Origin of the sequence: Rhodococcus mengyinensis (assembly GCF_048381435.1) — a bacterium.
Classification (GTDB): Bacteria; Actinomycetota; Actinomycetes; order Mycobacteriales; family Mycobacteriaceae; genus Rhodococcus_F; species Rhodococcus_F opacus_D.
This window is the reverse complement of the sequence record NZ_JBLWIT010000091.1, coordinates 83,017-104,447: the sequence shown is the minus strand read 5'-3', so window position 1 is coordinate 104,447 and position 21,431 is coordinate 83,017. Positions and strand designations below refer to the sequence as shown.

24 protein-coding genes are annotated in these 21,431 nt (G+C 66.3%); 13 read left to right on the top strand and 11 right to left on the bottom strand.

What is annotated here, in order from left to right:
* Positions 1-11: 11 nt before the first annotated feature.
* Together ACNJ7E_RS17255 and ACNJ7E_RS17250 are read right to left on the bottom strand one after the other, a co-directional pair.
* The gene (locus tag ACNJ7E_RS17255) at positions 12-551 is read right to left on the bottom strand and encodes a hypothetical protein (protein WP_280782811.1); all 540 of its coding nucleotides are present in this window, start codon (positions 549-551) and stop codon (positions 12-14) included.
* A gap of 192 nt (positions 552-743) precedes the next feature.
* Positions 744-1,478: an IclR family transcriptional regulator gene (locus ACNJ7E_RS17250; protein WP_280782810.1), complete on the bottom strand. Its 735-nt coding sequence runs from the start codon at positions 1,476-1,478 to the stop codon at positions 744-746.
* A 58-nt stretch (positions 1,479-1,536) separates the two neighbouring features.
* Here ACNJ7E_RS17250 and ACNJ7E_RS17245 point away from each other — a divergent pair, with 58 nt between their 5' ends.
* The 6 genes from ACNJ7E_RS17245 to ACNJ7E_RS17220 all read left to right on the top strand — a co-directional run bounded on the left by ACNJ7E_RS17245 (position 1,537) and on the right by ACNJ7E_RS17220 (position 5,444).
* Positions 1,537-2,325, top strand: a complete 789-nt coding sequence (locus ACNJ7E_RS17245; RefSeq protein WP_280782808.1) for a hypothetical protein — start codon at positions 1,537-1,539, stop codon at positions 2,323-2,325.
* A gap of 73 nt (positions 2,326-2,398) precedes the next feature.
* A complete protein-coding gene (locus ACNJ7E_RS17240) occupies positions 2,399-2,800 on the top strand; it encodes a LapA family protein (protein WP_280782807.1) in 402 nt (133 codons plus the stop codon).
* A gap of 147 nt (positions 2,801-2,947) precedes the next feature.
* On the top strand, positions 2,948-3,229 hold the full coding sequence (locus tag ACNJ7E_RS17235; RefSeq protein ID WP_009476898.1) for a hypothetical protein: 282 nt from the start codon (positions 2,948-2,950) through the stop codon (positions 3,227-3,229).
* Positions 3,226-3,510, top strand: coding sequence for a hypothetical protein (locus tag ACNJ7E_RS17230; protein WP_418340519.1), 285 nt, complete (start codon positions 3,226-3,228; stop codon positions 3,508-3,510). Before ACNJ7E_RS17235 ends, ACNJ7E_RS17230 begins: the two co-directional genes overlap by 4 nt.
* A 216-nt stretch (positions 3,511-3,726) precedes the next feature.
* Positions 3,727-4,890 (top strand): Gfo/Idh/MocA family protein, encoded by a 1,164-nt coding sequence (locus tag ACNJ7E_RS17225; RefSeq protein WP_418340518.1) that lies wholly within the window; start codon positions 3,727-3,729, stop codon positions 4,888-4,890.
* 86 nt (positions 4,891-4,976) lie between these two features.
* Complete coding sequence (locus ACNJ7E_RS17220; protein ID WP_280782804.1) at positions 4,977-5,444, top strand: SgcJ/EcaC family oxidoreductase; 468 nt, start codon at positions 4,977-4,979, stop codon at positions 5,442-5,444.
* Between the two features lie 54 nt (positions 5,445-5,498).
* Here ACNJ7E_RS17220 and ACNJ7E_RS17215 read toward each other — a convergent pair whose 3' ends face one another.
* A complete protein-coding gene (locus ACNJ7E_RS17215) occupies positions 5,499-6,905 on the bottom strand; it encodes a guanine deaminase (RefSeq protein WP_280782803.1) in 1,407 nt (468 codons plus the stop codon).
* Positions 6,906-7,106: 201 nt separating this feature from the next.
* Entirely contained in the window at positions 7,107-7,886 is a 780-nt protein-coding gene (locus ACNJ7E_RS17210) for a hypothetical protein (RefSeq protein WP_418340517.1), read from the bottom strand.
* A 144-nt stretch (positions 7,887-8,030) separates the two neighbouring features.
* Between ACNJ7E_RS17210 and ACNJ7E_RS17205 the strand changes: the two genes are divergently transcribed.
* Positions 8,031-9,251, top strand: coding sequence for a cytochrome P450 (locus ACNJ7E_RS17205; RefSeq protein ID WP_418340516.1), 1,221 nt, complete (start codon positions 8,031-8,033; stop codon positions 9,249-9,251).
* Between the two features lie 13 nt (positions 9,252-9,264).
* Here the strand turns inward: ACNJ7E_RS17205 and ACNJ7E_RS17200 are convergent, their stop codons facing one another.
* Positions 9,265-9,945, bottom strand: a complete 681-nt coding sequence (locus tag ACNJ7E_RS17200; RefSeq protein ID WP_280782800.1) for a class I SAM-dependent methyltransferase — start codon at positions 9,943-9,945, stop codon at positions 9,265-9,267.
* A gap of 321 nt (positions 9,946-10,266) precedes the next feature.
* On the opposite strand from ACNJ7E_RS17200, the gene ACNJ7E_RS17195 reads away from it, so the two are divergent.
* Entirely contained in the window at positions 10,267-11,613 is a 1,347-nt protein-coding gene (locus ACNJ7E_RS17195; protein ID WP_418340515.1) for an MFS transporter, read from the top strand.
* Here the strand turns inward: ACNJ7E_RS17195 and ACNJ7E_RS17190 are convergent.
* Positions 11,559-12,179, bottom strand: a complete 621-nt coding sequence (locus tag ACNJ7E_RS17190; RefSeq protein WP_283353056.1) for a TetR/AcrR family transcriptional regulator — start codon at positions 12,177-12,179, stop codon at positions 11,559-11,561. The genes ACNJ7E_RS17195 and ACNJ7E_RS17190 overlap by 55 nt on opposite strands.
* A gap of 119 nt (positions 12,180-12,298) precedes the next feature.
* On the opposite strand from ACNJ7E_RS17190, the gene ACNJ7E_RS17185 reads away from it, so the two are divergent.
* Genes ACNJ7E_RS17185 through ACNJ7E_RS17165 form a run of 5 tightly spaced genes read left to right on the top strand, consistent with a single transcriptional unit; the run spans position 12,299 to position 16,943 of the window.
* Positions 12,299-13,849, top strand: a complete 1,551-nt coding sequence (locus ACNJ7E_RS17185; protein WP_418340514.1) for an acyl-CoA synthetase — start codon at positions 12,299-12,301, stop codon at positions 13,847-13,849.
* Positions 13,850-13,863: 14 nt separating this feature from the next.
* The gene (locus ACNJ7E_RS17180; RefSeq protein ID WP_418340513.1) at positions 13,864-15,048 is read left to right on the top strand and encodes an acyl-CoA dehydrogenase family protein; all 1,185 of its coding nucleotides are present in this window, start codon (positions 13,864-13,866) and stop codon (positions 15,046-15,048) included.
* On the top strand, positions 15,045-15,383 hold the full coding sequence (locus ACNJ7E_RS17175; protein ID WP_164061178.1) for a YidH family protein: 339 nt from the start codon (positions 15,045-15,047) through the stop codon (positions 15,381-15,383). The genes ACNJ7E_RS17180 and ACNJ7E_RS17175 overlap by 4 nt, the downstream gene beginning before the upstream one ends.
* Positions 15,380-15,706 (top strand): DUF202 domain-containing protein, encoded by a 327-nt coding sequence (locus ACNJ7E_RS17170; RefSeq protein ID WP_418340512.1) that lies wholly within the window; start codon positions 15,380-15,382, stop codon positions 15,704-15,706. The genes ACNJ7E_RS17175 and ACNJ7E_RS17170 overlap by 4 nt, the downstream gene beginning before the upstream one ends.
* A 49-nt stretch (positions 15,707-15,755) precedes the next feature.
* Positions 15,756-16,943 (top strand): serine hydrolase domain-containing protein, encoded by a 1,188-nt coding sequence (locus ACNJ7E_RS17165; protein ID WP_418340511.1) that lies wholly within the window; start codon positions 15,756-15,758, stop codon positions 16,941-16,943.
* Positions 16,944-17,057: 114 nt separating this feature from the next.
* On the opposite strand, the gene ACNJ7E_RS17160 is transcribed toward ACNJ7E_RS17165, so the two are convergent.
* Genes ACNJ7E_RS17160 through ACNJ7E_RS17140 form a run of 5 tightly spaced genes read right to left on the bottom strand, consistent with a single transcriptional unit; the run spans position 17,058 to position 21,426 of the window.
* Positions 17,058-17,900 (bottom strand): metallophosphoesterase family protein, encoded by an 843-nt coding sequence (locus ACNJ7E_RS17160; protein ID WP_418340510.1) that lies wholly within the window; start codon positions 17,898-17,900, stop codon positions 17,058-17,060.
* Between the two features lie 32 nt (positions 17,901-17,932).
* The gene (locus ACNJ7E_RS17155) at positions 17,933-18,826 is read right to left on the bottom strand and encodes a carbohydrate ABC transporter permease (protein WP_418340509.1); all 894 of its coding nucleotides are present in this window, start codon (positions 18,824-18,826) and stop codon (positions 17,933-17,935) included.
* Between the two features lie 8 nt (positions 18,827-18,834).
* A complete protein-coding gene (locus tag ACNJ7E_RS17150) occupies positions 18,835-19,788 on the bottom strand; it encodes a carbohydrate ABC transporter permease (RefSeq protein WP_418340508.1) in 954 nt (317 codons plus the stop codon).
* A complete protein-coding gene (locus ACNJ7E_RS17145) occupies positions 19,788-20,651 on the bottom strand; it encodes a phosphodiesterase (RefSeq protein WP_418340507.1) in 864 nt (287 codons plus the stop codon). Before ACNJ7E_RS17145 ends, ACNJ7E_RS17150 begins: the two co-directional genes overlap by 1 nt.
* Positions 20,652-20,676: 25 nt before the next feature.
* Positions 20,677-21,426, bottom strand: a complete 750-nt coding sequence (locus tag ACNJ7E_RS17140) for a tyrosine-protein phosphatase (RefSeq protein ID WP_418340506.1) — start codon at positions 21,424-21,426, stop codon at positions 20,677-20,679.
* Between the last annotated feature and the right edge of the window lie 5 nt (positions 21,427-21,431).

The following is a 21,431-nucleotide window of genomic DNA, read 5'->3' as shown; positions in this document are numbered from 1 at the left end:
GCACACATGCTCTACGGGACAGGGAAGGTGCCGAGCCCCGGGTGGACCAGAATCTGGTACCCGTCGACCGGGGGGTGTGCGCCTACGTCGGCGACCGCGGCGATCGTGCCGCTGCCGGTGACGACCGTCGCGGGGGCGTATCGGCACCGATCCTCCGGTGCGGTGGGCCGACTGTGGTCGGGCTCCACGAGTCGGAGGGCGGTAGAGCCGGCGACGCCGGTTGTCAGGTTCCGCCAGTTCACCGACACGTCGACGCAGTATCTCGCGGTCGTCGCTGAACGCTCCGCCGCAAAGGTCACCACGCCGGATGCACCCGTCGTTGCTGACGGTGTCACGGTCGACAGCGGCGGCGGGTAGTCACAGGCCAACGTGGTCAGCAACAGGCATCCTGCGACGAACCGCACCGGGACCTGGAACGCCGTGGTCGTCGCTGCCGGGACCGGCGGCGGGTCCGCCATCGCGGTGGCGGACGAAAAGAGCGGGATCGCGAGGACCGCTACGGATCCCGCGGCCCAGGCTACGAACGAACGGCGAATTGCTGCACGACGCACGGCGTCAGCCTCTCGTGTTGGATTTATCCCGACCCTGGTGCAGTGTCAGGCTACTCGCTTGGTGGCAGCGCGGAACTGGCAAATGGCGAGCGGGACAGGCCCCGGGTACCTGCTGCGCGGCGCTCGTCATTTACCCGAGGACTCGCTCTAGTCGCCGCCGGCATCCTCGGAGGCTCGCTGGCTCACCCGGAGTTAACCACGAGCAAGGCTGGGCTGAACAAGTCGGTTGGCCAGCTGCAGACTGTCAATTGCCATGTGCGCCTTCTCCTTGAATCGACGGGTCGGCATCACCACGGCGATTGCCTGGACTGCGCCTGTCGGCCCGGTCATGCCGGTAGCGATGGCACAGATTCCGACGTCGTGCTCTTCGATGTCGACTGCAATATGAGAGCGTCGCACCTCGGCCAGCCGATCGGTCAACGCCTGATGATCGGTGATGGTATTCGCAGTGAACCGCTGCAGGTGTTGCGGCAGGAGTTCAGCCACTCGGTCATCGGGGAGGTGCGCCAGCAGTGCCGCACCGATACAACTCGCGTGCAGCGAGAAGCTCTTCCCGACCTTGGTGACACCTTTCAGGCGCTCCGGCGCAGCGATCTGGTCCACCACGACCGCCTCCCGGCCACTGAATACCGCCACCTCGACGTTCTCGTTGACCGACCGCGCCAGAGACACCAGAGAGCCACGATTGGCGGCCAGCAGCCGCAAGTGCGCGTTCATCCCGAACAACCCCGGCCCCAGAACGTATCCAGGGCGTTCGGGCACTCGAACCACGTACAGCTTTTGCTCGAACGCCTGGATCAATCGATGGACCGTCGACCGCGGAAGCCCCGTCTTCGCCGCAAGTTCCGTAAGCGTCAGCGGCCGGTTGCTCTCGGCGATGGCGTCGAGCCCATGATCAGGCAGAGTCCGAATCGAGGCCGGGAGCATTGGCAGATTTCCGGTGATCGGGCGGCTGAGCCCGGGTGGAACCGGGTACTCGCACGTTATGAAGAGGTGGGCGTGCCGCGCCGCGCTGTCACTGTTGGTGGCCGGGCTCGTCGCGTCCGCGTCCGGAGTGACGGCCCATTCGGCTCCGGCGCCCGACAGGATCGACGAGGTGCCGGGGCGGACGGCGCTGTCGTTCATGCACACCCCGAGCGGAACCCGCGTCGGGACGGCGAATCAGGGGGAAGCCCGGCCGGGTTTGTCGATCGTGAAGCTGTATGTAGCCGACTACATGCTCCGGCACGGCGACGGCTCTCCCGAGGACCTCGCGCTCGGGCAGCGGATGATCCGCGACAGCGACGACTCCGCCGCCTCGCAGGCGTACGCCAAGTACCCGCAGTCGATCGATGCGATCGCCGCCGAGTATGGGCTGACCAGTACCCGTGGCTCCGGATTCTGGGGCGATGCGGTTACCAGCACCGCCGACACCGTGACGTTCCTCGAGGCGAAGAAGACCACCGATCCGGACAGCCGCATTCTGGAGTGGATGGCCACCGCGGCCCCCGTCGCCGCCGACGGAACCCATCAGAACTGGGGTACCGGGCGGCTGCCGTCGGTGACCGGAACCAAGTGGGGGTGGTCGGACCTGGGGCCCAGTGTTGTCGCTTCCGCGTCGTTCGGGCCCGATTTCTCGGTAGCGGCCAACACGTACGGCACTGCCGACCAGCACACCGGTGACGTTCTCGGTGCCTTCGCGGAGGATCCGGCGTCACCACCACCGCCGGTGGCGCAGGATCCCATCCAGGAGTTGATCGACCGGTTCGTGCCCCTGTTGATCACACCGCGATGATCGACATCCCGACGTGCCGGAGGGAACAGCCCTGACCCGGTTGGTGGGGTGACGGCCTGGGTAATCGGGTTCCATGTTGCCCCCAACGGACGAAACACCGAACGCCGGACCGCACCTGCCGGCAGGACAGACGCCGGGCGGTGGGGTGCCTCCTTCCGACCCGCACGCCCATGACGCGGGTTCCGGGATACCGCCGGATGTGGCGAGAGGTAAGGGGATCAAGCACACCCGTACCGGGGCGACGTGGACTGGTCTGGTCATCGGCATTCTCGTTCTGGTCCTGCTTCTCGTGTTCATCCTGCAGAACCTCGACAGCGTCGTCCTGGAACTGTTCGTCTGGGAGTTCACGGTCCCGCTCGGTGTCACTCTGCTGTTCGCCGCCATCGCCGGTGCAGTGGTCATGGCGCTCGTCGGCGGTGTCCGGATCCTTCAGATCCGGCGGGCAGCGAACCGGCAACGGAAACTGACCACCTGACCGTTGCTCATTTTCCGTGTTCGCATCGATCGATGCGTCGACCGGTCAGGCCCTCGGCCGAGAGATTCGAGTAGTCGACTACTCGGTTCAACTGGCGAGGGTCCTCGTACGGTCGGTCCTGTATCGCATCGACGAAAGGACACCGAAATGGCTTGGTCGACAACCCCTCAGGGGCTTTTTCTCGCCGCTGGGCAGGCGAATCAATTCTCCTTCTCGTTTGGAGACATCTGGAAGGGCCCGCAGTTGGCGACTGCGAGACTCGACGCCAGCCAGGGCGGTGGTGGCACGAAGATCCTGATGACGCAGTGGCAGGGCACCGCGAACGCACCGGTATTCGGCGGCCCCAGCAAGCAGTACTACGTGCTCGGCATTCACAACAGCTCCACGTCGGGCGTGTGGTTCCATCTGGAAGGAGGCGTCCTCGCATGACGACACAGGAAACACCACGGGTTTCCCAGATGCAGGTCCTGACGGACGAACAGGGCAGCATTCTCGCCGCTGTCCTGCGGACTGCGGACGTGGCGGCGGGCACGGCATCGGGTGAGGACGTCCCGCCTCAGGTTTCGCTGGTTCCTTCGGAAGGCCAAGCGTTGCATGAACTCTCTGTTCCCGGTGGACCGTCGGGGGACGAGATGTTCGAGTCGCTGGATCAGTGGATGGTTCGGGTCGACGCCGGCGTACCGGCGTTGGTGCGACGCGCGGGCGCGTAGTCGCTGGTGGAGGTGCGCCGGGTCGGCACCTGCTGCGGAAGGGGAACGCTGGTCCGCGCGATCAGCGGTCCCTCCGCGCGATGGCGGTGCGAGGCCCGGAAAAGCCATCAAAATCACCTCGAGAGCCAGTTTGTCAGAACAAATGATTGACTTCGCTCGTGGCGCGCAGCACTGTCGTAGAGACACACGCCGCACCGATCAGTCCCGGAGTCGATCTTGACCAACGTCAACCCCACCGAAATCGCAGTAGCCGTCGCCGGATTCGGCTGGATGGGCCGCGTGCACACGAACGCGTATCTGCGTCAGCGCCACCACTTTCCGGAAGCGCCGTCCATCCGTCTGGGGGCCGTCGCCGACGAGGTACCCGGCCGCGCCGAGGAGGCTGCCGCCCAGTTCGGGTTCGGCGCAGCGCTGACCGACTGGCGCGACGTCGCCGCCGACGAGAACATCGACGCGGTCAGCATCACCGCACCCAACTTCCTGCACCGCGAGATCGGCGTCGCGATGGCGGAGGCGGGCAAGCACATCTGGATCGAGAAGCCGGTCGGGCTGTCGTCCGAGGACGCGAAGGCAGTCGCCGCCGCTGTGGAGAAGGCCGGCGTCCAGTCGACCGTCGGATTCAACTACCGAAACGCACCGGCCGTTGCGATGGCGCACGACCTCATCGCGGCGGGCGAGCTGGGCACCATCACGCACTCACGCTTCCGCTTCCTCAGCGACTACGCCGCGCATCCGGACGGCGCGCTGAGCTGGCGTTACGAGAACGCGCGCGGTGGGTCGGGCGTTCTGGGTGACCTTGCCTCGCACGGTGTCGACCTGGTCCGGTACCTGCTCGGCGACATCGACGCAGTCGTGGCCGACACCGCGATCTTCATCCCCCAGCGCGCCATCCCGACGGGTGCCACCAGCGGGCATGCGCGCGCGACGGGCGGCAAGTTGGGGCCGGTGGAGAACGACGACTTCGTCAGCGCGCTGGTTCGCCTGTCGTCCGGCGGACGGGTCACGCTGGACGCGAGTCGCGTGGCCGTCGGCGAGCAGAACAACTACGGGTTCGAAATCCACGGCACCAAGGGTGCGGTGTACTGGGACTTCCGCCGGATGAACGAACTCGGAACGAGCCTCGGGAGCAAATACCAGGACCAGTCGATCACTACGGTGTGGGTGGGCCCCGACGCCGGAGCGTATGCCCGTTTCCAGCCGGGTTCCGCGTCCTCGATGAGCTACGACGACCTCAAGGTCATCGAGGGAAACAACTTCATCGCCTCGATCGTCGACGGAAAGCCCCGGGGCGCAACGATCGCCGACGCCGTGGCCGCGGCCGAAACTCTCGACGCCATCACGGCATCGGTCGCATCTCGTGCGTGGGTCGACGTGCGCTGATCCGATCCGCAGAGCCAGGCCCCGGAGTTACGCTTTATCGGTTAGCGGGTCAATTCCGGTAGGCGCCTTTCTCCGCGGAGGTTGGTATGAATACCACACCGTTCGGCTCGGGCTTCGCGATTCTCGCGTTGGCGATTTCGGCGGTCGCCTGTTCCTCGGGCAGATCCTCTGACTCCGAAGACAATTGCGTGCGCGCGACCGACAGTGAACTGGATGCGCTCTTCACGGGTTGGAATGACGCACTGGAAAGCGGTGACGCGAGGAGGGTCGCCGCGTTGTACCGGCCGGATGCGGTGCTGCTGCCGGCCCTGTCGGTGCCTATGGCGGACACTCCGGAGGAGATAACGGAGTATTTCGTCAACCTGATCAAGGCCGATCCCATTGCCCGTATGGAAGAAAGTGTCAAGTATTCGGATTGCAACCTCGCCTACAACGTGGGCCGTTGGGTCATCAACGCCAACGGTCTAGATGTGGCGGCCAGGGTGACGTGGGTCTATCGGTACGAAGACGGAAGGTGGCTGATCGCCAACCACCATTCGTCGGTGAACCCCTAGCCGTGACCGCCGGTCGACCGTGAGGTCGTCCGGCGGTCACGGGGAACCACCCGTCTAGGACGCCTTGGCTTTCCGGCCTGCGACGTAGACCTCGGAGATGGACGTGTCGCGTATCCCCATCAGCAACGCGAACAGGGTTTGATCGCGGGCCAGATCGGGATCGGCGGCGCGAACGGCGTTGCGCAGCAGCCCGTCGAGCGCAGGCGTGCCGGACGGGTCGACGACGACGAAGTCGGCTTCCTTCCCGAGATCGAAATTGCCGAACCGGTTCTCCATGTCCAGTGCCCGGGCACCGCCGAGGGTGCCGACGAACAGCATCTCGGCCGGATGCATCGACACCCCGTCGTCACCGGCCTCGGTGATGTGCACCTTGAACGCGTCGCCGAGCACCCGGGGAATCAGCCATTCGTCGCCGCCGCCGAAATCGGTTCCCACCGAGATGTTGACGCCCGAAGCGACGGTGCGCTTCCACGGCATCGTTCCGGATCCCAGGAACAGCTGCGAGATCGGGCAGTGCGAGACGGACGTACCGGTCTCGGCCATCCGTTCGAGCTCGACATCCTGACAGTGCACGCAGTGCGCGAGGATGGTGCGTCGGCCCAGCAGGCTCTTCCCGCCCACTTCCGAACCGGGCAGGAACTTCCCGTCGTAGGTGTCCAGGTATGAATTCACCTGATAGGTCTCTTTGGTCGAGTCGACCTCGCCGGTGCCGGGACGATTGTTCTCGTTGAGGTGCGAGTGCACGTACACCCCGCGGTCGCGGACCTCTTCGTAGAGTTCTCCGAGATTTTTCAGGGTCTCGGGGGTCACCGACAGCGAGAACCGCGGGATGATCGCCACGTGCAGCAACGCCGTGGCGACATCGCCGGTGTCGGCGCCGTGCCACTTCTCGATCTCCTCGCGGGTGAGCCGGATCGCGTCCTCTTCGGAGGTCATCAGCGGCTGAGCGGTTTCGCCGCCGACGGTCTGAATTCCGCGGCCGCTGACGATCCGCAGACCGGCCTTCTGCGTCTCGGTGAACAACGCGTCCTGCGCATGTGGGAACGCCGACCCGAACACCATGGCGGCCGTGGTGCCCGCCGAGATGCGCCGGTTGGTGAACTCGACGGCCGCCTGTTGCGCGAACTCCGGGTCGGCGAACTTCGTCTCCGACGGGAACATGCACAGGGTCAGCCATTCCAGCAGCTGACCGCCGCCGTAGGAGTCGCCGGCGTACGTCTGCGGGAAGTGGATGTGGGTGTCGACGAACCCCGGCAGCAGAAAGCCGGGCCTGTGGTCGTGCACGGTGCCGGACTCGTAATCCGACGGGATCTCGGCTCGGTCACCGCAGAACACGATTCGCCCGCCGTCGTCCAGCACCAGGGCGCCGTCGGGAATCGATACCAGGGCGGCCGCGGCTTCGGTCACTTTCGGTGTGCCGGCGATGTGGAAGATGTGTCCGAGATGGGTGTGCGTGGCCATGCGATGAACTCCCGTCGAGTGGTAACGGATCATGCCTTCTGCAATGAACTTCGGCGGCTGGACGAAGCCCAGCCGAGTAGCACCTGTGCGGCCGTGCCGCACCCACGATGAGATAACAGCCCGTACTAACAATGCCACCGATCCGACCCGGGTCGCGGCCGAACAGGCCAAGCGCCCGCGGCAATCACTGCCGGCTCGGTGCTACTGCGGGGGTGTGGGGTCGTCGACGAATCGACGGATGACCTTGTCCCAGCCCAATGACTCGAGAAGTTCCGCGGCGGTGGCCCGCGACGTGAGCGGCCGGAGCACGTCGATGTCGAGGTCGCCGCTGGTGCCCAGGACGTCGTCGAGGCGCAGGCAATCGACGTACCCGTAATCCGTCCAGGGTTCGACGTGGCCGTCCCAGTCCGCGGTGTCGGCGTACGGCCCGCCGAGACGCAGCTTTCCGCTGCGGTGGATCATCACGTACCGCGGAACCACCTGCATCGTCTCGTTGGCAGTCGCCAGGGTCACCTCGGGGTCGGCGGCGGGATCTGCGCCCGCGAGCCGGCGGTCGTAGGACGCCGTCTTGACCGTTGCGACGTCGACCAGCGCCCGCACGTAGACCCACCGCGCCCGCTCGATCGAGCCCGCCCACGCCGATTCCTCGTCCGCGCAGGAGAAGACGTTCTCGGCCGGTGTTCGTATCAGCAGCCGCGTCCCGACCCGTTCGTGATCGACAACCAGGTCTCCGTCGACGACGAGTTCGCCGTCGTGCTCGCGGACCCCGGTGATCGTCGCCACCGCGAGCACCTCGTCGTCCGGCGCGGTGACGAACAGTTCACGCTCGGACTGGACGCTGTCGGCATCACCGGGAAACGGGCCACGACCTCTTGCGAACGCTTCGGGCTGGGTCAGGTCGGCGCGAAACCCGGTCTCGGTCATCCCCAACGGATGATCGCGCACCTCTCGCGGGTTGCCGAGCCGAACCCTCGACGCCACAGGTCGATCCTCCCCGTTTCATCTCCGGCGCACCGCCGGGTGATCCTATGATCATAGCTGTTGACCTGCGGTGATGCCTCATCAGCGTAGCCATGGCTTCCCCAGTAGGGTCGCAGTATCGATACGACCGACCGAGGGGGACCGGTGACGGGTTCTGCGTCCGAAAAAATCATCTCGCCCGCATCACGGGCGTTCTGGGACCGCAGTTTCGCGGGCCGTCGCGCGATGTTCGAGGAGCTTCGTCAGCGATCGCCGATCGAGTTCCACACGGAAACAGCCGGTCCGGGCTTCTGGTCGGTCGTCGGATACGACGACGTGGTGGCGGTCAGCCGGAACCCGGAGGTCTTCTCCTCGGCCAAGGGCTTCACCATCGACGACGTCCCGGTCGAGATCCTCGAGTTCGCCATGTCGATGATCGCCATGGACGATCCCCGTCACCGGCGTCTGCGGGGCATCGTGCAATCGGCGTTCACCGCGGCGTCGGTGCGGGGCATCGCCGAGCGGGTGCGCGGCTACGCTGCGCAGATCGCCGCGGACCTTCCCCGAGATGCCGAGTTCGACTTCGTCCCCGACGTAGCGACCCGGTTGCCGGTGCAGGTGATCTGCGAGTTGATCGGGATCCCGGAGAGCGACCGGCCGATGATCCTGGCCGCGGCGGCCGACGTCGTTGCCGGAGGTGGTGATCAGGAGTTCGTCACCGCACCCGGCGGCGCGGCCGGCCTGGGCCAGATCTACGGGTACGCCCTCGAGCTGGGTGAGAGACGCAAGACGGATCCCGGCGAGGATCTGACGTCCCGGCTGGTGTCGACGATGGTCGACGGCGAGACCCTCACACCGACCGAGTTCGGTTCGTTCGTCATCCTGCTGATCACGGCGGGTTTCGAGACCACCCGGCAAGCGTTGGCCTGGGCGCTGCATCTGCTCAGCGAGCACCCCGACCAGAAAGAATTGCTGCTCGCCGATTTCGCCGGCCACATCGACAACACGATCGACGAGGTGATCCGCTTCGCCTCCCCGGTGCCCTACATGCGGCGGACCGCGACCGTCGACACCGAGCTCGGCGGCGCCCACATCGCGGCGGGGGACAAGGTCGTCATGTGGTACGTGTCCGCGAACCACGACGAACGCATCTTCGACGGTCCGGGCCGGTTCGACATCACCCGGGCGAACGCCGGTAAGCACCTCGGTTTCGGTGCGAAAGACATCCACCACTGCCTGGGTATGAACCTCGCACGGCTGGAGCTGCGCGTCATGCTCGAAGAACTTTTCATCGCCCACCCCGCACTCCACGCGGTGGGCGAACCGGAACTGCTGCTCTCCGCGTTCATCAGCGGCATCGCCGCACTGCCGGCCCGGAACACGTGACGGACGGTGAGGTTCACGCGGGCCGACGACCGGAAATCATGACGAGTGGCATCTCGGTGATGCGGGAGACGTGCTCGTCGACGAGCTCGAGTCGGCTCGCGAGGTCACGCGCCTCGTCGAGGCTGATGGAGCGACCGGCGATCCAGGTGTGGAAGATCGCGAGATTGATGCTGCCGAGGACGCGCGGCGCCTTGTAGTTCTCGACGAACTTTTCGGCGTCCTCGAAACTCGTGCTGCGGTCCGCATCGGTGATCAGCAGGGGGCCACCCGGTTTGAGGACGCGCACGCACTCGGCGAGTCCGGCCTCGCGCGACGACCAGTGCTTGATGGAGCCGTAGCTGATCACACCGTCGAAGGTCTGGTCGGGGAAGTCGAGCCGCGTGGCGTCGCCGACGTCGAACCGGACCCGGTCGCCGTAGTGACGCATGCGTTTGGTGGCGCGCTTGATCTGGGCTTCCGACAGATCGAGGCCGAGAATGTGCACGTCGGGGCGCTGGTCGGCGATGTAGTTCGTGAACAGTGCCCCGCCCGATCCGACATCCAGAATGCGGGCGTTCGATGCGAGATGCGGCAGAAAGTACTCGTCGATGACGTGGCGTGAGCGGTAGACGGCCGGGGCCACGATGGTCTCGTACATCCAGGCGTGCGCCGGCGTGTAGATCGCGGTGATGGGGTCGAACGGTGCCATCGGCATGGTCGCGCTCCTCTTTGATATCCCGGTTCCCACGGCCTCGAACTCGCGCAGGTCGACTTCCCGTTGTCGATTCGAGATTAACGGGTGTGCGGTCGGTTTTTGCACGATCACCGGGTGCGTGAGGAGGCTGATCAGTGGTGATCACGGGGTCGGTCCCGGTGCAGTCCTCTCCTGCGAGCGTGAATCCGGAAAACGCGTCATTATTTCGGACCTCGAAAATCCAAACATAGACACAGCGTCCATTTATGGATACTGTAGCCAGCATTGGCTCCTGTGATGCGGACCACACGCATCGCAGGGTGACTCGTCGAGAGGACGCAGATGGCACTGGACGTCTCCACCACGCGCACGCTGACGGCCGGCAGGCGGACCCGGGGGAAGAACCTGGGTCTGCTCACGGCCTCGACCGCGATGGACAACGCGGAGAACAGCATCACCACGGTGTTGTTCCCGTTGATGCGGGAGGCGTTGGGGCTCTCGTCGTCGGCGCTCGGCGTCATCGTGGCGGTGTCCAAGGCGGTGGGCATCTTCGCCGCGGTTCCGTGGGTGTTCCTGGCCAAGCGGTTCTCGCGGCGTGCGGTGCTTGCGACGTGCTCGGGCTTCTGGGGTGTGTGGGTGATCCTGGCGGGCCTGTCGAGCAGTTTCACCCAGTTCGTCATCCTGTACGGCATCGCGGCTGCGGGCTTCGCGGGCGCCGGGCCCATCGCTCTCGAGATCATGGGCGACCTCTACGACGACAGACGGCGGGGCCGGGCCACCGGGATGCTGTACGGCGGCGTCGCCATCATCACCGGCGTGAGCGCCCCGCTGTTCGGTCAGCTGTCGGGGTTCGACGACGGCTGGCGGTACGGCTACGTCCTCTCCGGCTGTATGTGCATTCTGATCGGTGTTCTCGTCGTCGTGTTTCTCGACGACACACGCCCCGGCGGGGGCGGGAACAGGGCCGGCGACGCGGTGGTGAAAGCGGAGGAGAAGGCGCAGAACGTCGTCGCCGGTGTGCGGGAGCTGCTGCGCATCAAGACGTTCCGTTACATCCTGGTGCAACGGCTGTTCTCGGGGCAGAACGTGATCATGAGTTTCGGCGTCGTGTTCCTGGTGGAGGAGCGGGGATTCTCGACGGCCACCGCAGCGATCGTCGCTACGCCGTTTGCGATCGGGTACCTGCTCGGAACCGTGGTCGGCGGCCGCCTCAACGACGCCGTGCACCGCCGGTGGCCCGCGAGTGGGCGGGTGATGATGCTGCAGGCCAGTCAGTTGGCCTTCGCGGCAGCGGTATTCGTCGAGCTGCAGATGCCGACGTCGTCGATCGGATTCTTCGTCGCGATCTTCGCGGTGGTCGGGTTCCTGCAAGGGCAGGTACCGGTGGTCAACCGTCCACTGATCATGGCGGTGGTGCGCCCGCAACAACGGGCCCTGGCCTTCGCGGTGTCACTGTCGACGGTGGAGGCGCTCGCGTACGCGGGATATGCCCTGCTGGTCGGCTATCTGGGCGATGCGATCGGGTTGCAGGGAGCGCTCCTGCTCGTGACCGTGGCGCTCACCGTCGTCAACGGGCTGTGTTCCGGTCTGCTGTACCGGCCGTACGCACGAGACAGTGCCGCGGTGCGCGACTCTCAGGTGGTGTCGTCGTCCGACGAGGGTGAGCCGTCGAAGCCGGATGCCCAGTAGCGCCCGCGCAGCGATAGCTCCAGCAACATTTCGGTGACGGCTTCCGGGGTGAGCGGCGGTGGATCGGATTCGAGCCACCACTGCAGCACGGCCACCTGCTCGCCCACCCACGCCCGCGACAGCACTTCCATGTCGATGCGGGGTGTGACCCCGTTGGCGGCGGATCGAGTCGAGAAGATCTGGGCGGCAAGGGCGGTGCGTTCGTCGACGAATCGGCGCAGTGCACGCCCGTCGCCCTCACCGCGCAGTACGACGCGGTAGGCGTCGCGTTCCTCGGCGGCGTGCCGGAACATTTCGAGCACCGGTTTGCCGGTGAACCCCACCGAGGAGTCGGACACGAGGGGCCGCAACCGCTCCTTCAGGTCCTCGCCGAGGTCGGCGACGATCTGGCCGAGCAGTTCGTCCTTGTCCGTGTAGTGCGTGTAGAACGTCGCGCGGCCGACGTCGGCACGTTCGGTGACGTCCTCCACGGTGACTGCGGAATATCCCCGTTCGAGCGCGAGCGAGACGAGTGCGTCGCGCAGCAGTCGCTTGGTGCGGCGCACACGCCGGTCTTCGGTGGCCACGGTGACTTCCGCCCTTCGTCTCACGCCTGCAGTTCCGTCAGCATAGTGCACCCTTGACATCACGCCCGATGCTGGACACTATGTCCAATAACGATCAACACGTCGATCTTGGAGACTGCATGAATCTCGGTACCTACCTCACCCGGAGTGCGAAATTCCGGCCGGACAGCGAGGCCGTGGTGTGCGGCGACAGTCGCCTGACCTACCGGGAACTCGACGACTCGACCAACCGTCTCGCCTCCGCGCTGATGCGCACCGGCCTCGGAATCGGCGACGCGGTGGCCACTTTCGCCGGCAACTGCGGAGAACTCGTCGTGACCGAGATGGCCGTGTGCAAGGCCGGATTCGTGCGCGTGCCCGTCAACGCGCGCCTGGGAGCGGACGAACTCGGCCACGTCCTGCGCGACGCGAACGTCACGACGCTGTTCGTCGACGCCGCACACGCCGACGTCGCGTTGAAGGTCGTCGCGGATCTGGGCCTCGACATCGCCGTTTACGACTACGGGAACAGCGCACCCGGCGCGGACCGATACGCCGATCTCCTCGCCGACGGACTCGGCGATCCCGTCGCCGCCGACCTCCCCGAAGACGCGCCCGCCGTCCTCAACTACACCTCCGGATCCACCGGAAAACTCAAGGCCGCCGTGCAGACCTACGGAAACCGACTCGCCAACATGCGCAAACGCTTGATGAGCCCGACGGGCGCGCCCACCGAGACGGACCGGTACCTGGCCCCGGGACCGATCACGCACGCCTCCGGGATGATGATGCTCGGCGTGCTCGCTCGCGGCGGCGCGGTCGTCGTCCTGCCTGCCTTCGACACCGAGTTGTTCCTCCGCACCATCGAGAAGGAACGCATCACCACCACCTTCGTCGTTCCGACGATGCTCAACATGCTGATGGACCATCCCGCCGCGAACGACGTCGACCTGTCGAGCCTGCGGTGCGTCGGCGTGGGCGGCGCCCCGGTCTCACCGCAACGGCTACGCGACGCCGTCGCGATGTTCGGCCCCGTCATCATGCAGGGATACGGTCTCGGGGAAACCACGAGTGGTATCACCGTGCTCACCTGCGACGACGTCGTGCGAGGGGTCGAATCCGATCCGGAACTGCTGATGTCCTGCGGGCGACCGGTATTCGACACCGAGGTTCGCGTGGTGGACGAGGCGGGCAACGAACTGCCGGCGGGCGGGATCGGCGAGATCGTCGCGCGCGGCCCCGACTGTGTGCGCGAGTACTGGCACGAACCGGATCTGAGCGCGGAGACATTCGTCGACGGCTGGGTGCGCACCGGGGATGTCGGGTACTTCCGCCACGACGGATACCTGTTCATCGTCGACCGCAAGAAGGACATGATCATCTCGGGCGGCTTCAACATCTACTGCAGCGAGGTGGAAGCCGCGCTGTACGAGCACCCGGCCGTGTCCGGTACGTGCGTCGTCGGTGTCCCCGACGAGAAGTGGGGCGAGGCAGTCAAAGCCGTCGTGGTGACACGGGCCCCGGTCACCGAGGACGAGCTGATCGAGCACTGCGCCGAACGCCTCGCGCGAATGAAGAAGCCCCGCTCGATCGACTTCGCCGACAGCCTCCCCGTCAACCGCAACGGCAAGATCGACCGCAAGTCGGTGCGCGAATCCTACTGGGCGCAGGCCGCCCGCCACGTCAACTGAAAGCGGAGCCGTCGATGACCTTCACCCTGAACCCCACCCACGACCACAACCCTCGCCTGCACGACCTCGTCGCCCGGCTGCGTGACTACCTGGACGGCGAACTCGCCGACTACGAACGCGAACTCGGCCTCACCTCCGAGAGCGTGTACACCCGCGAGACGCTCGAGCCGGTGTGGCGACGCAGCCGCGAACTCGGCTTCTACGGTGTCAGCCTGCCCGCGGACCTCGGCGGCGCGGGACTGTCGTTCACCGAACTCGCTGCCCTGAAGGAAGAAGTGGGCGCCTCACCGCGGGTGCTGTCGACCTCGGTGCTCGGCGACATGGGCGGACCGCTGCGGGTGGGCAGCATCTTCCGGTACGCCACCGAGTACCAGATCGAGAAGTACCTGCTCCCCGTCACGCGCGGCGAGCGCGCGTGCTGCTTCTCGCTCACGGAGAACGACGCCGGCTCCGACGTGCGCGGCATGCTCACCACCGCCACCCCGGACGGCGACGGGTGGCGCCTGACCGGCCACAAGGTGTTCTCCACCGCCGGACCGTTCGCGGACTTCTCCATCCTCATCGCCAAGATGGCAGACGACGGCGACGACGGCCCGCGCTACTCCGCGTTCCTCGTCGACCTGGACACCCCGGGCTGCACGGTGCAGCAGGGCGAGACCCCGATGTCGGGCCAGCACATCGAGGCCGACATCGTTCTCGACGACTGCTACGTCGGACCGGAACAGTTGCTCGGAGAGGTGGGGCAGGGGCTGAAGATCGGGCTCGGACGCGTCACGGTCAACCGGCTCCTGCACTGCCCGACGGCGCTGGGCGGTGCACGCCGAGCCCTGGAGTTGTCCCTCGACTACGCCCGCACCAGGCAGGTGCACGGCGCGCCGCTCGGCATGCTGCAGAGCATCCAGCACCGGCTCGCGGACATGGCCACCGACTTCTACGCGGCCCGGTCGATGACCTACGACGCACTCGCCGCGCTCGACCGGGGCGAGCGGCCGCGGACCGAGGCCTTCATGTGCAAGCTGTTCGTTGCGGAGAAGGCGTTCGCGATCGCCGACGCCGCCGTGCAGATCCACGGTAAGTCGGGTGTCGTCCGCGGCCGCGAGGTGGAATCGCTGTTCCAGCGTCTGCGGATGTTCCGGATCCTCACCGGGTCCTCCGAGATCCAGAAGAACGGCATCGCCCGATTCCTTCTGCTCCCGTGAGCGCCGACACGGAGACGGAGCCCGACTACCGATTCACGCTCGCCAACGAGCGGACCTTCCTGGCCTGGATCCGTACCGCGCTCGCTCTTCTGGCGGGCGGGGTCGCGGTCAGCCAGTTCTACCTGCCGCGAGGCGGATCCGCGTTTCACGACACGCTGGGTGCGGTCTGCATCCTGCTGGCCGCGCTCGTTGCGGTCGGTGCGCTGCTGCGGTGGCGGTCCGTGCAGTCCGCGATGCGCCGCGCCGTGCCGCTACCGGCATCGCGCCTGGCCCCGGCCGTGGTCGCGGGTGTGTGTCTCGCTGCCGCGCTCGGCGTCGTCTGGGCGGCGACGTGACCGCGCTGCCACCGGGGCTGCAGGCCGAACGTACGGTGCTGGCGTGGGGCCGCACGTTACCGGCGGTCTGCCTGTGCCTCGCCGCAGTCGTCCGGTCCGCGATCGTCCACCCGCACCTCGCGCACCTCGCGCACCTCGCGCACGTCGTTGCGGTGGCCGGAGCCTGCGGCGCTGCCGCGGCGGTGGGAGCGGGTGCCGTCACGCGGCAGCGCCGATACCGCCGGCGCACCGACGACCCCCGCCCACTCGGCCTCCTGCTTCCCGCCGCCGTCAGCTTCGCCGTTTTCGCGACGGCAGGCGCCGCCCTTGCGGCACCGGCTTGAAACTCGATGTTCCCCAGCACGTATCCCGATCCGACAGAGGAGATCCGCTGTGTCGCAATTGCCACTCGCAGAACTGAAATGGACGCTCGGATTCACCGACCCGGCGCAAGTCCGCCGGCAGACGACGGCCGTCGGCGAGACCGGTCCCACGCGTCGAGTGTGGCGCGGCGACGGTCCGCGCCGGGAACTGCCGGAGCAGTTGCAGGACCTCTCACGGCTCGCCGTCGAGTCCGGAGGCGGGGGAGCGAGCACGCTGTACCAGTTCCTCGTCGACTCGCATTCGGACGGGATGATCGTGCTGCACCGCGGCGCGGTCGTCTACGAGCAGTACCTGCACGGCCTCCGTCGTCAGGACCTGCACCTGACTGCGTCGATGGCCAAGGCGTTCATCGGCCTGCTCGCCGGGATGCTCGAGGACCAGGGCTTGTTCACGCGGGACGATCAGGTCTCCCCATACGTTCCCGAGTTGGCGGGAACAGCGTTCGGTGACGCTACTATTCGTCATCTGCTCGACATGACGACACAGGTGGCCTACGGGGGCCGAAAGTTCCATCGTGAGGTCGAGGCACACCGGTGGTGGGCAGTCGTGGCCCCCGGGATGCGGCCCGACGGATACGACGGCCCGACCACCCTGCTCGACCGATTGAAAACGGCCCGCGCGACCGGCCCGTACGGCGAGGTCTTCCACTACGAGAACGGCAGCTGCGAGGCGATGGGCGCCCTGATCAGCCGCGTCACCGGCGCGACCGTCTCGGACCTGATGAGCGAGTTGATCTGGTCGAAGATCGGAGCCGACGAGGACGCCCGGTACATCCTCGACGCCGCCGGCGTCGAAACCGCCTGCGGAGGCTACGCGGCCACCCTCCGGGACATCGCCAAGGTGGGGGAGATGCTTCGCTGCGGCGGCGCTCTCGGCGACCGGCAGATCGTGCCGGAGTCGGTGGTGCGTGCGATCAGCACCGTCAACGAGGGAGCCACCGCTTCGGTGCGGTTGCCGCGAGCATCGGCGAATTCGCCTGCCACGATGAGCTACCGGGACTACTGGTGGATCCTCAACGACCCGTTCGACTCCTTCATGGCGAGTGGGATCCACGGCCAGCGGTTGTTCGTCTCCCGCGAACTCGACCTCGTCGTCGCACATTTCGGATCGCAGATCATCTCACCGTGCGCGGCGACACCACCGTTCCCGGCGGTGTTCACCCGGATCGGGTCGGAGGTGTCGATGGTGGGTGTCTGACGGCTCTCGGCAATGACGCTAGTGCGGCCCGGTGGTCGGCGCTTCTCGATTCCTGATCGGTTCGGTCACCGGTGACGATGATCAAACCGGGATCGCGACTGCCGCCACTCGACGTCAGCCGACTGTGCTGTGTCCCAGTGCGTCGATGGCCGCGGTCACCTCGGGCACGGCGGCAATCGTGACGTCTTCGAGGTCCGGCACGGATCGGTAGCTCGCGCGTACGGTCTCTCCGGTGCAGTCGTACTCGACGATGCCGAGTTGGTGGAGCGGCCCGGGCAGGGATTCGCCTTCGCCGGCCACGAACCCGGTTGACGGCGCCCAGACCTCGCGCACCCCGTCGCGGACGGTCTGCCGGTAGCAGTGCAGGTGCCCACTGCCGACGGCAGCGAGTGACATCTTCCCGAGAGCTGTGAGCAACCGGGTACGGGATTCCCCGATGTCGACGGCGTGCCCGACCGGCTCGTCCAGCGCACTCCAGATCGGCTTGTGCAGGAATACGATCACCCGCTGCGAGTCGGGCACGTCCGCGGCCACGTCTTCGATCCAGGCCCACTGCGCGGTTTCCCGGTCGAGACCTGAACCGAAGAGCTCGCTGTTCAGTCCGAGCACCGTCCAGTCGTCGACGTCGTGGCGCCAGTGATCGGGACCCCACACCTCCTCGAAAGCGGCGACCCGCTCATCGGTCACGCCGATTCCCTTCCACGGTGCAGAGCCCGGCTCACCGACGTCGTGGTTGCCGGGCACGACGAGCACCGGAGCGGCGAACCGCTGCATCAGTTCGTGGGCGTGCGCACGGTCGTCCGCATCGTCGGGGTGGATGATCACGATGTCGCCGGAGTGCACGATCAGATCTGGACGGACCTGATGGTTCACGTAGTCGACGACGCGTTCGAAGTTCTGCTGTGTGCGCCCGCCGCGGGCGGACAGGTGCGTGTCGCTGATCTGGACGATCTTCATCGGAGGTCCTTCGGGTTGTGTTCGGCTGACGGTCATTTGAGGCCAGAGCGGACGAATGCGTCGCGCACGTAGCGCTGGAGGAACAGGTAGATCAGGAAGATGGGGAGGCAGGCGAGACCGGACGCGGCCATCACAGCGCCCCAGTTGTTACCTTCCGCGCCGAGGAAACCGCGAATTCCGATCTGGACGACCGCATTCGACTGGCGCATGATCAGTGACGGCCACAGGTACTCGTTCCATGCCGAGATGAACAACATGATACCCAGTGCCGCGAGTGCCGGTCTCATGTTGGGCAGCAACACCTTCCACAGGGTTGCCCACGAGTTCTGGCCATCGATCTGGGAGGCATCGAGCAACTCTCGCGGAAACGCCTCCATGTGCTGGCGCATCAGCAGAACACCGAACGCCGAACACAGATTCGGGATCACGATCCCGGCAACGGTATTCAGCAGACCCATCTGTGAGATGAGAAGGTAGTTCGGAATCATGGTGACCTGGAACGGCACCAGCCACGATCCTACGAACAGCAGAAACAACACCTGCTTCCCGAAGAAGGACCACCGCGCGAACGCGTAGGCGGCCAGGATCGCGACCAGAAGCTGGCTGACGGACATCGCCAACGCCATGACGAACGTGTTGACGAGCATCGACGCCATCGGAATGGTCTCCCACACGTAGCGGAAGTTGTCCAGACTGAACGGAGACGGCACGGGGCTGACGGACAGGGAGTCCTCGGGACGGCGGAACGCGGTGGCGAACATCCAGTACACCGGGAAGATACTGAACACAGTGACGGCAGCGAGAACCACGTGCCCGGTCGCCACCCGGCTGCGGGAACGAATGGCGCCCGGGGCGTCGCCGGGATCGCGGGTCGGGGCAGCGGCGGTGGACGATCGGGCCGGCGCATCGACGAGTGCAAATGCCATGGGGTGTCCTAGTTGTCGTAGAAGCTCAGCCGGTCCGACACACGAACGAACACGACTGCGATCAATCCGAAGCCCAGGAAGAACAGGGTTCCCGCAGCAGCCGACAGTCCTGCGTCGAAATTCTGGAATCCGAACTGGTAGAGCAGGTAGTAGATGTTGGTGGAGGCACCGCTCGGACCTCCCTGCGTGACGATGTCGATGATCGGGTACGCCCACTGCGCCCCCAGAAGAATCGTCATGAGGCCGAGGAACACGAGCGTCGGGGACAGCAGCGGCAGGGTGATCTTGCGGGTGATGGTCGCTTGCGACGCGCCGTCGAGGGCCGCCGCCGACGCGTAGTCGGGATTGATTCCGGCCAGTCCGGCGGAGATGACGAGCACACCGAAGCCGAGCATCTGCCACCCGACGATCAGCACGACACCGAGCATCGCGAGGCCGGGTTCTCGAAAGACGTTGCCCAACTCGAACCCCAGGGTTGCGGTCACCCGGGGAATCGTGCCGCCCTCGGGATTGAACAGCCACCGCCAGATCGCGCTGCCGGCCACCGGGGTGATGAGGAACGGGACGAAGATCAGGGCCTGGTAGAGCGTCTTCCACCGTCCGGCGACCCGGTTCGACAGCAGCGCGACGACCATCGGCAGCAGCAACGAGAACACCATGAACGCGAGGACGTACACAATCGTGTTCCGCAGTGCCTGATGGAGTTCGGGCAGTGACAGTACGCGAACGTAGTTGTCCATTCCCACCGGAACCTTCGGGCTGGTGGGCACCATGTTCCACTTGTAGAACGACAGGCCGATGGTCTCCCCGAGCGGTTTGTAGATCCACACGATCAGCAGAACGACGGCGGGCAGGAGATACAGGTACGGCGCGAGACCGCGTCGGACCCGCCCCGCCCGCGACGGAACCGTCGGTGTCTCCGCGTGGCCGGCGGGGGTAGCGGCTGGAACTTCGACGAACATCAGACGCCGGGCGCCGTGAGCTGCTCGATCGACTGCCGAATATCGTCCGCAGTCATTTCGTACACGGTGGGGGACACGTCGAGCGGGACGACCGTGTGCAGGACACGGTCGCGGTAGACGTGCACCATGTTGAAACCCTGCGCGCCGTCCTGACCGCGGATGCTGCCCTCGTCGACGAGCAGATCCTGGGTGTAGCAGGTGGCCGATGCCACCGACACCGGGATGCCCGCGAATGTGCACGTCGTGGAGTAGTGCAGGTGTCCGGCGAGGATTCCGCGGACGTCGGTTCCCGCGAGCACCGTCTCGAGCCGGTGCTGTTCCTTCAGCTCCACCGACTCGATGGCGTCGAGCAGGCCCGGCACCGGCGGATGGTGCAGGGCGAGCAGGGTGCCGTGCGGTGCCGGTTCGGCCAGGACGTCCGTCAGCCAGGCGAGCTGTTCGTCGCTGATCAGGCCGTGGTGGAAACCCGGAACGGTGCTGTCCAGCACGATGATCCGCAATCCGTTGACATCGACGACCGCGTCGACCGAGTCCTGGGTGGGTTCGGTGTCGAGCAGGCCGCTCCGGAAGGCGGGCCGGGCGTCGTGGTTGCCCATCACCCAGATCACCTTCGCGCCGAGGCGCTCCGCGGCGGGCTCGACGATCCGGCGCAGGCGTCCGTACGCCTCGGGCTCGCCCCTGTCGGCGAGGTCGCCGGTGAACACGATGGCCTCGGGTCGCCGGCCGGCCTTCTCGAGCCGCTCGAACAGCCGGGAGAGGTTGGCGTCGCTGTCGACCGAATCGTGGAGCAGGGCGCCGTCGGTGACGAAGTGGGTGTCGCTCACATGCAGGATGTAATGGTCGGGTTCCCCGTACTGGGACATGAGGTCTCTCCTGTGGAAGTGGGTGTCAGGCGACGAGTGCGCCGCGCAGGTCGTCGAGTTCACGTTCGGTCATGCCGTGGCCGAGGAGGTAGTCGCGGACGCCGCCGTGCGCGGCTGCGATGGAGTCGAGGGTCGTGCGCATCAGCACGGCCGGGCTGGCGCCGACCAGGTGATCGACGTCCACGCCGTCGGGAAGGCCGCGGCCGCGCATCTTCTCGGCCATGCCGAGCGCCCAGTCGCCGGCCAGCAGGACCTCGGACATCGCGTAGTCGGCGACGATGTCCCGTTGATCGACACCCACCGCCGCGAGGGTGAGAGCGACGACCAGCCCGGTGCGATCCTTTCCCGCGGTGCAGTGCACGACGGTCGGGTCGTCGCCCGAGGCGGCGATGGCGCGGACGGCGCGGGTCAAACGATGTCCGTAGTTCTCGACCATGTCGCGGTAGACGTCCGCGAGGTCGAAGTTCGCACCGTCGAGGTCGATCTCGCCCTCGTACACCGGCAGGTGTTCCACCCGGTGTCCGACGCCGTCGAGTGCGCTCGGGCTGTCGTCGAGCTCCTGCTGTTCGCGGAGGTCGATGACGAGAGCGAGTCTCCGCTTCCGGAGCAGGTCGCGGGCCGGCTGGTCGAGCTGGTGAAGCGCGTCCGACCGGAACAGTTTGTTCCACTTGGTGGTCCCCGTATCAGTCGGGAAACCGCCCAGGTCGCGGAAGTTATAGGTGCCGGTCAGATTCAGGCGTCGATGATTCGTCGACGCAGGCAGAGTGCTGGTCATTGTGT

Bases quoted from the DNA above. Each gene is read 5' to 3' on its own strand.
- ACNJ7E_RS17185 (WP_418340514.1), top strand. From the start codon at position 12,299: ATGAATCTCGGTACCTACCTCACCCGGAGTGCGAAATTCCGGCCGGAC.
- ACNJ7E_RS17200 (WP_280782800.1), bottom strand. From the start codon at position 9,945: ATGCCGATGGCACCGTTCGACCCCATCACCGCGATCTACACGCCGGCG.
- ACNJ7E_RS17155 (WP_418340509.1), bottom strand. From the start codon at position 18,826: ATGGCATTTGCACTCGTCGATGCGCCGGCCCGATCGTCCACCGCCGCT.
- ACNJ7E_RS17230 (WP_418340519.1), top strand. From the start codon at position 3,226: ATGACGACACAGGAAACACCACGGGTTTCCCAGATGCAGGTCCTGACG.
- ACNJ7E_RS17245 (WP_280782808.1), top strand. From the start codon at position 1,537: ATGAAGAGGTGGGCGTGCCGCGCCGCGCTGTCACTGTTGGTGGCCGGG.
- ACNJ7E_RS17215 (WP_280782803.1), bottom strand. From the start codon at position 6,905: ATGGCCACGCACACCCATCTCGGACACATCTTCCACATCGCCGGCACA.
- ACNJ7E_RS17240 (WP_280782807.1), top strand. From the start codon at position 2,399: ATGTTGCCCCCAACGGACGAAACACCGAACGCCGGACCGCACCTGCCG.
- ACNJ7E_RS17150 (WP_418340508.1), bottom strand. From the start codon at position 19,788: ATGTTCGTCGAAGTTCCAGCCGCTACCCCCGCCGGCCACGCGGAGACA.
- ACNJ7E_RS17235 (WP_009476898.1), top strand. From the start codon at position 2,948: ATGGCTTGGTCGACAACCCCTCAGGGGCTTTTTCTCGCCGCTGGGCAG.
- ACNJ7E_RS17195 (WP_418340515.1), top strand. From the start codon at position 10,267: ATGGCACTGGACGTCTCCACCACGCGCACGCTGACGGCCGGCAGGCGG.
- ACNJ7E_RS17180 (WP_418340513.1), top strand. From the start codon at position 13,864: ATGACCTTCACCCTGAACCCCACCCACGACCACAACCCTCGCCTGCAC.
- ACNJ7E_RS17160 (WP_418340510.1), bottom strand. From the start codon at position 17,900: ATGAAGATCGTCCAGATCAGCGACACGCACCTGTCCGCCCGCGGCGGG.
- ACNJ7E_RS17145 (WP_418340507.1), bottom strand. From the start codon at position 20,651: ATGTCCCAGTACGGGGAACCCGACCATTACATCCTGCATGTGAGCGAC.
- ACNJ7E_RS17220 (WP_280782804.1), top strand. From the start codon at position 4,977: ATGAATACCACACCGTTCGGCTCGGGCTTCGCGATTCTCGCGTTGGCG.
- ACNJ7E_RS17140 (WP_418340506.1), bottom strand. From the start codon at position 21,426: ATGACCAGCACTCTGCCTGCGTCGACGAATCATCGACGCCTGAATCTG.
- ACNJ7E_RS17250 (WP_280782810.1), bottom strand. From the start codon at position 1,478: ATGCTCCCGGCCTCGATTCGGACTCTGCCTGATCATGGGCTCGACGCC.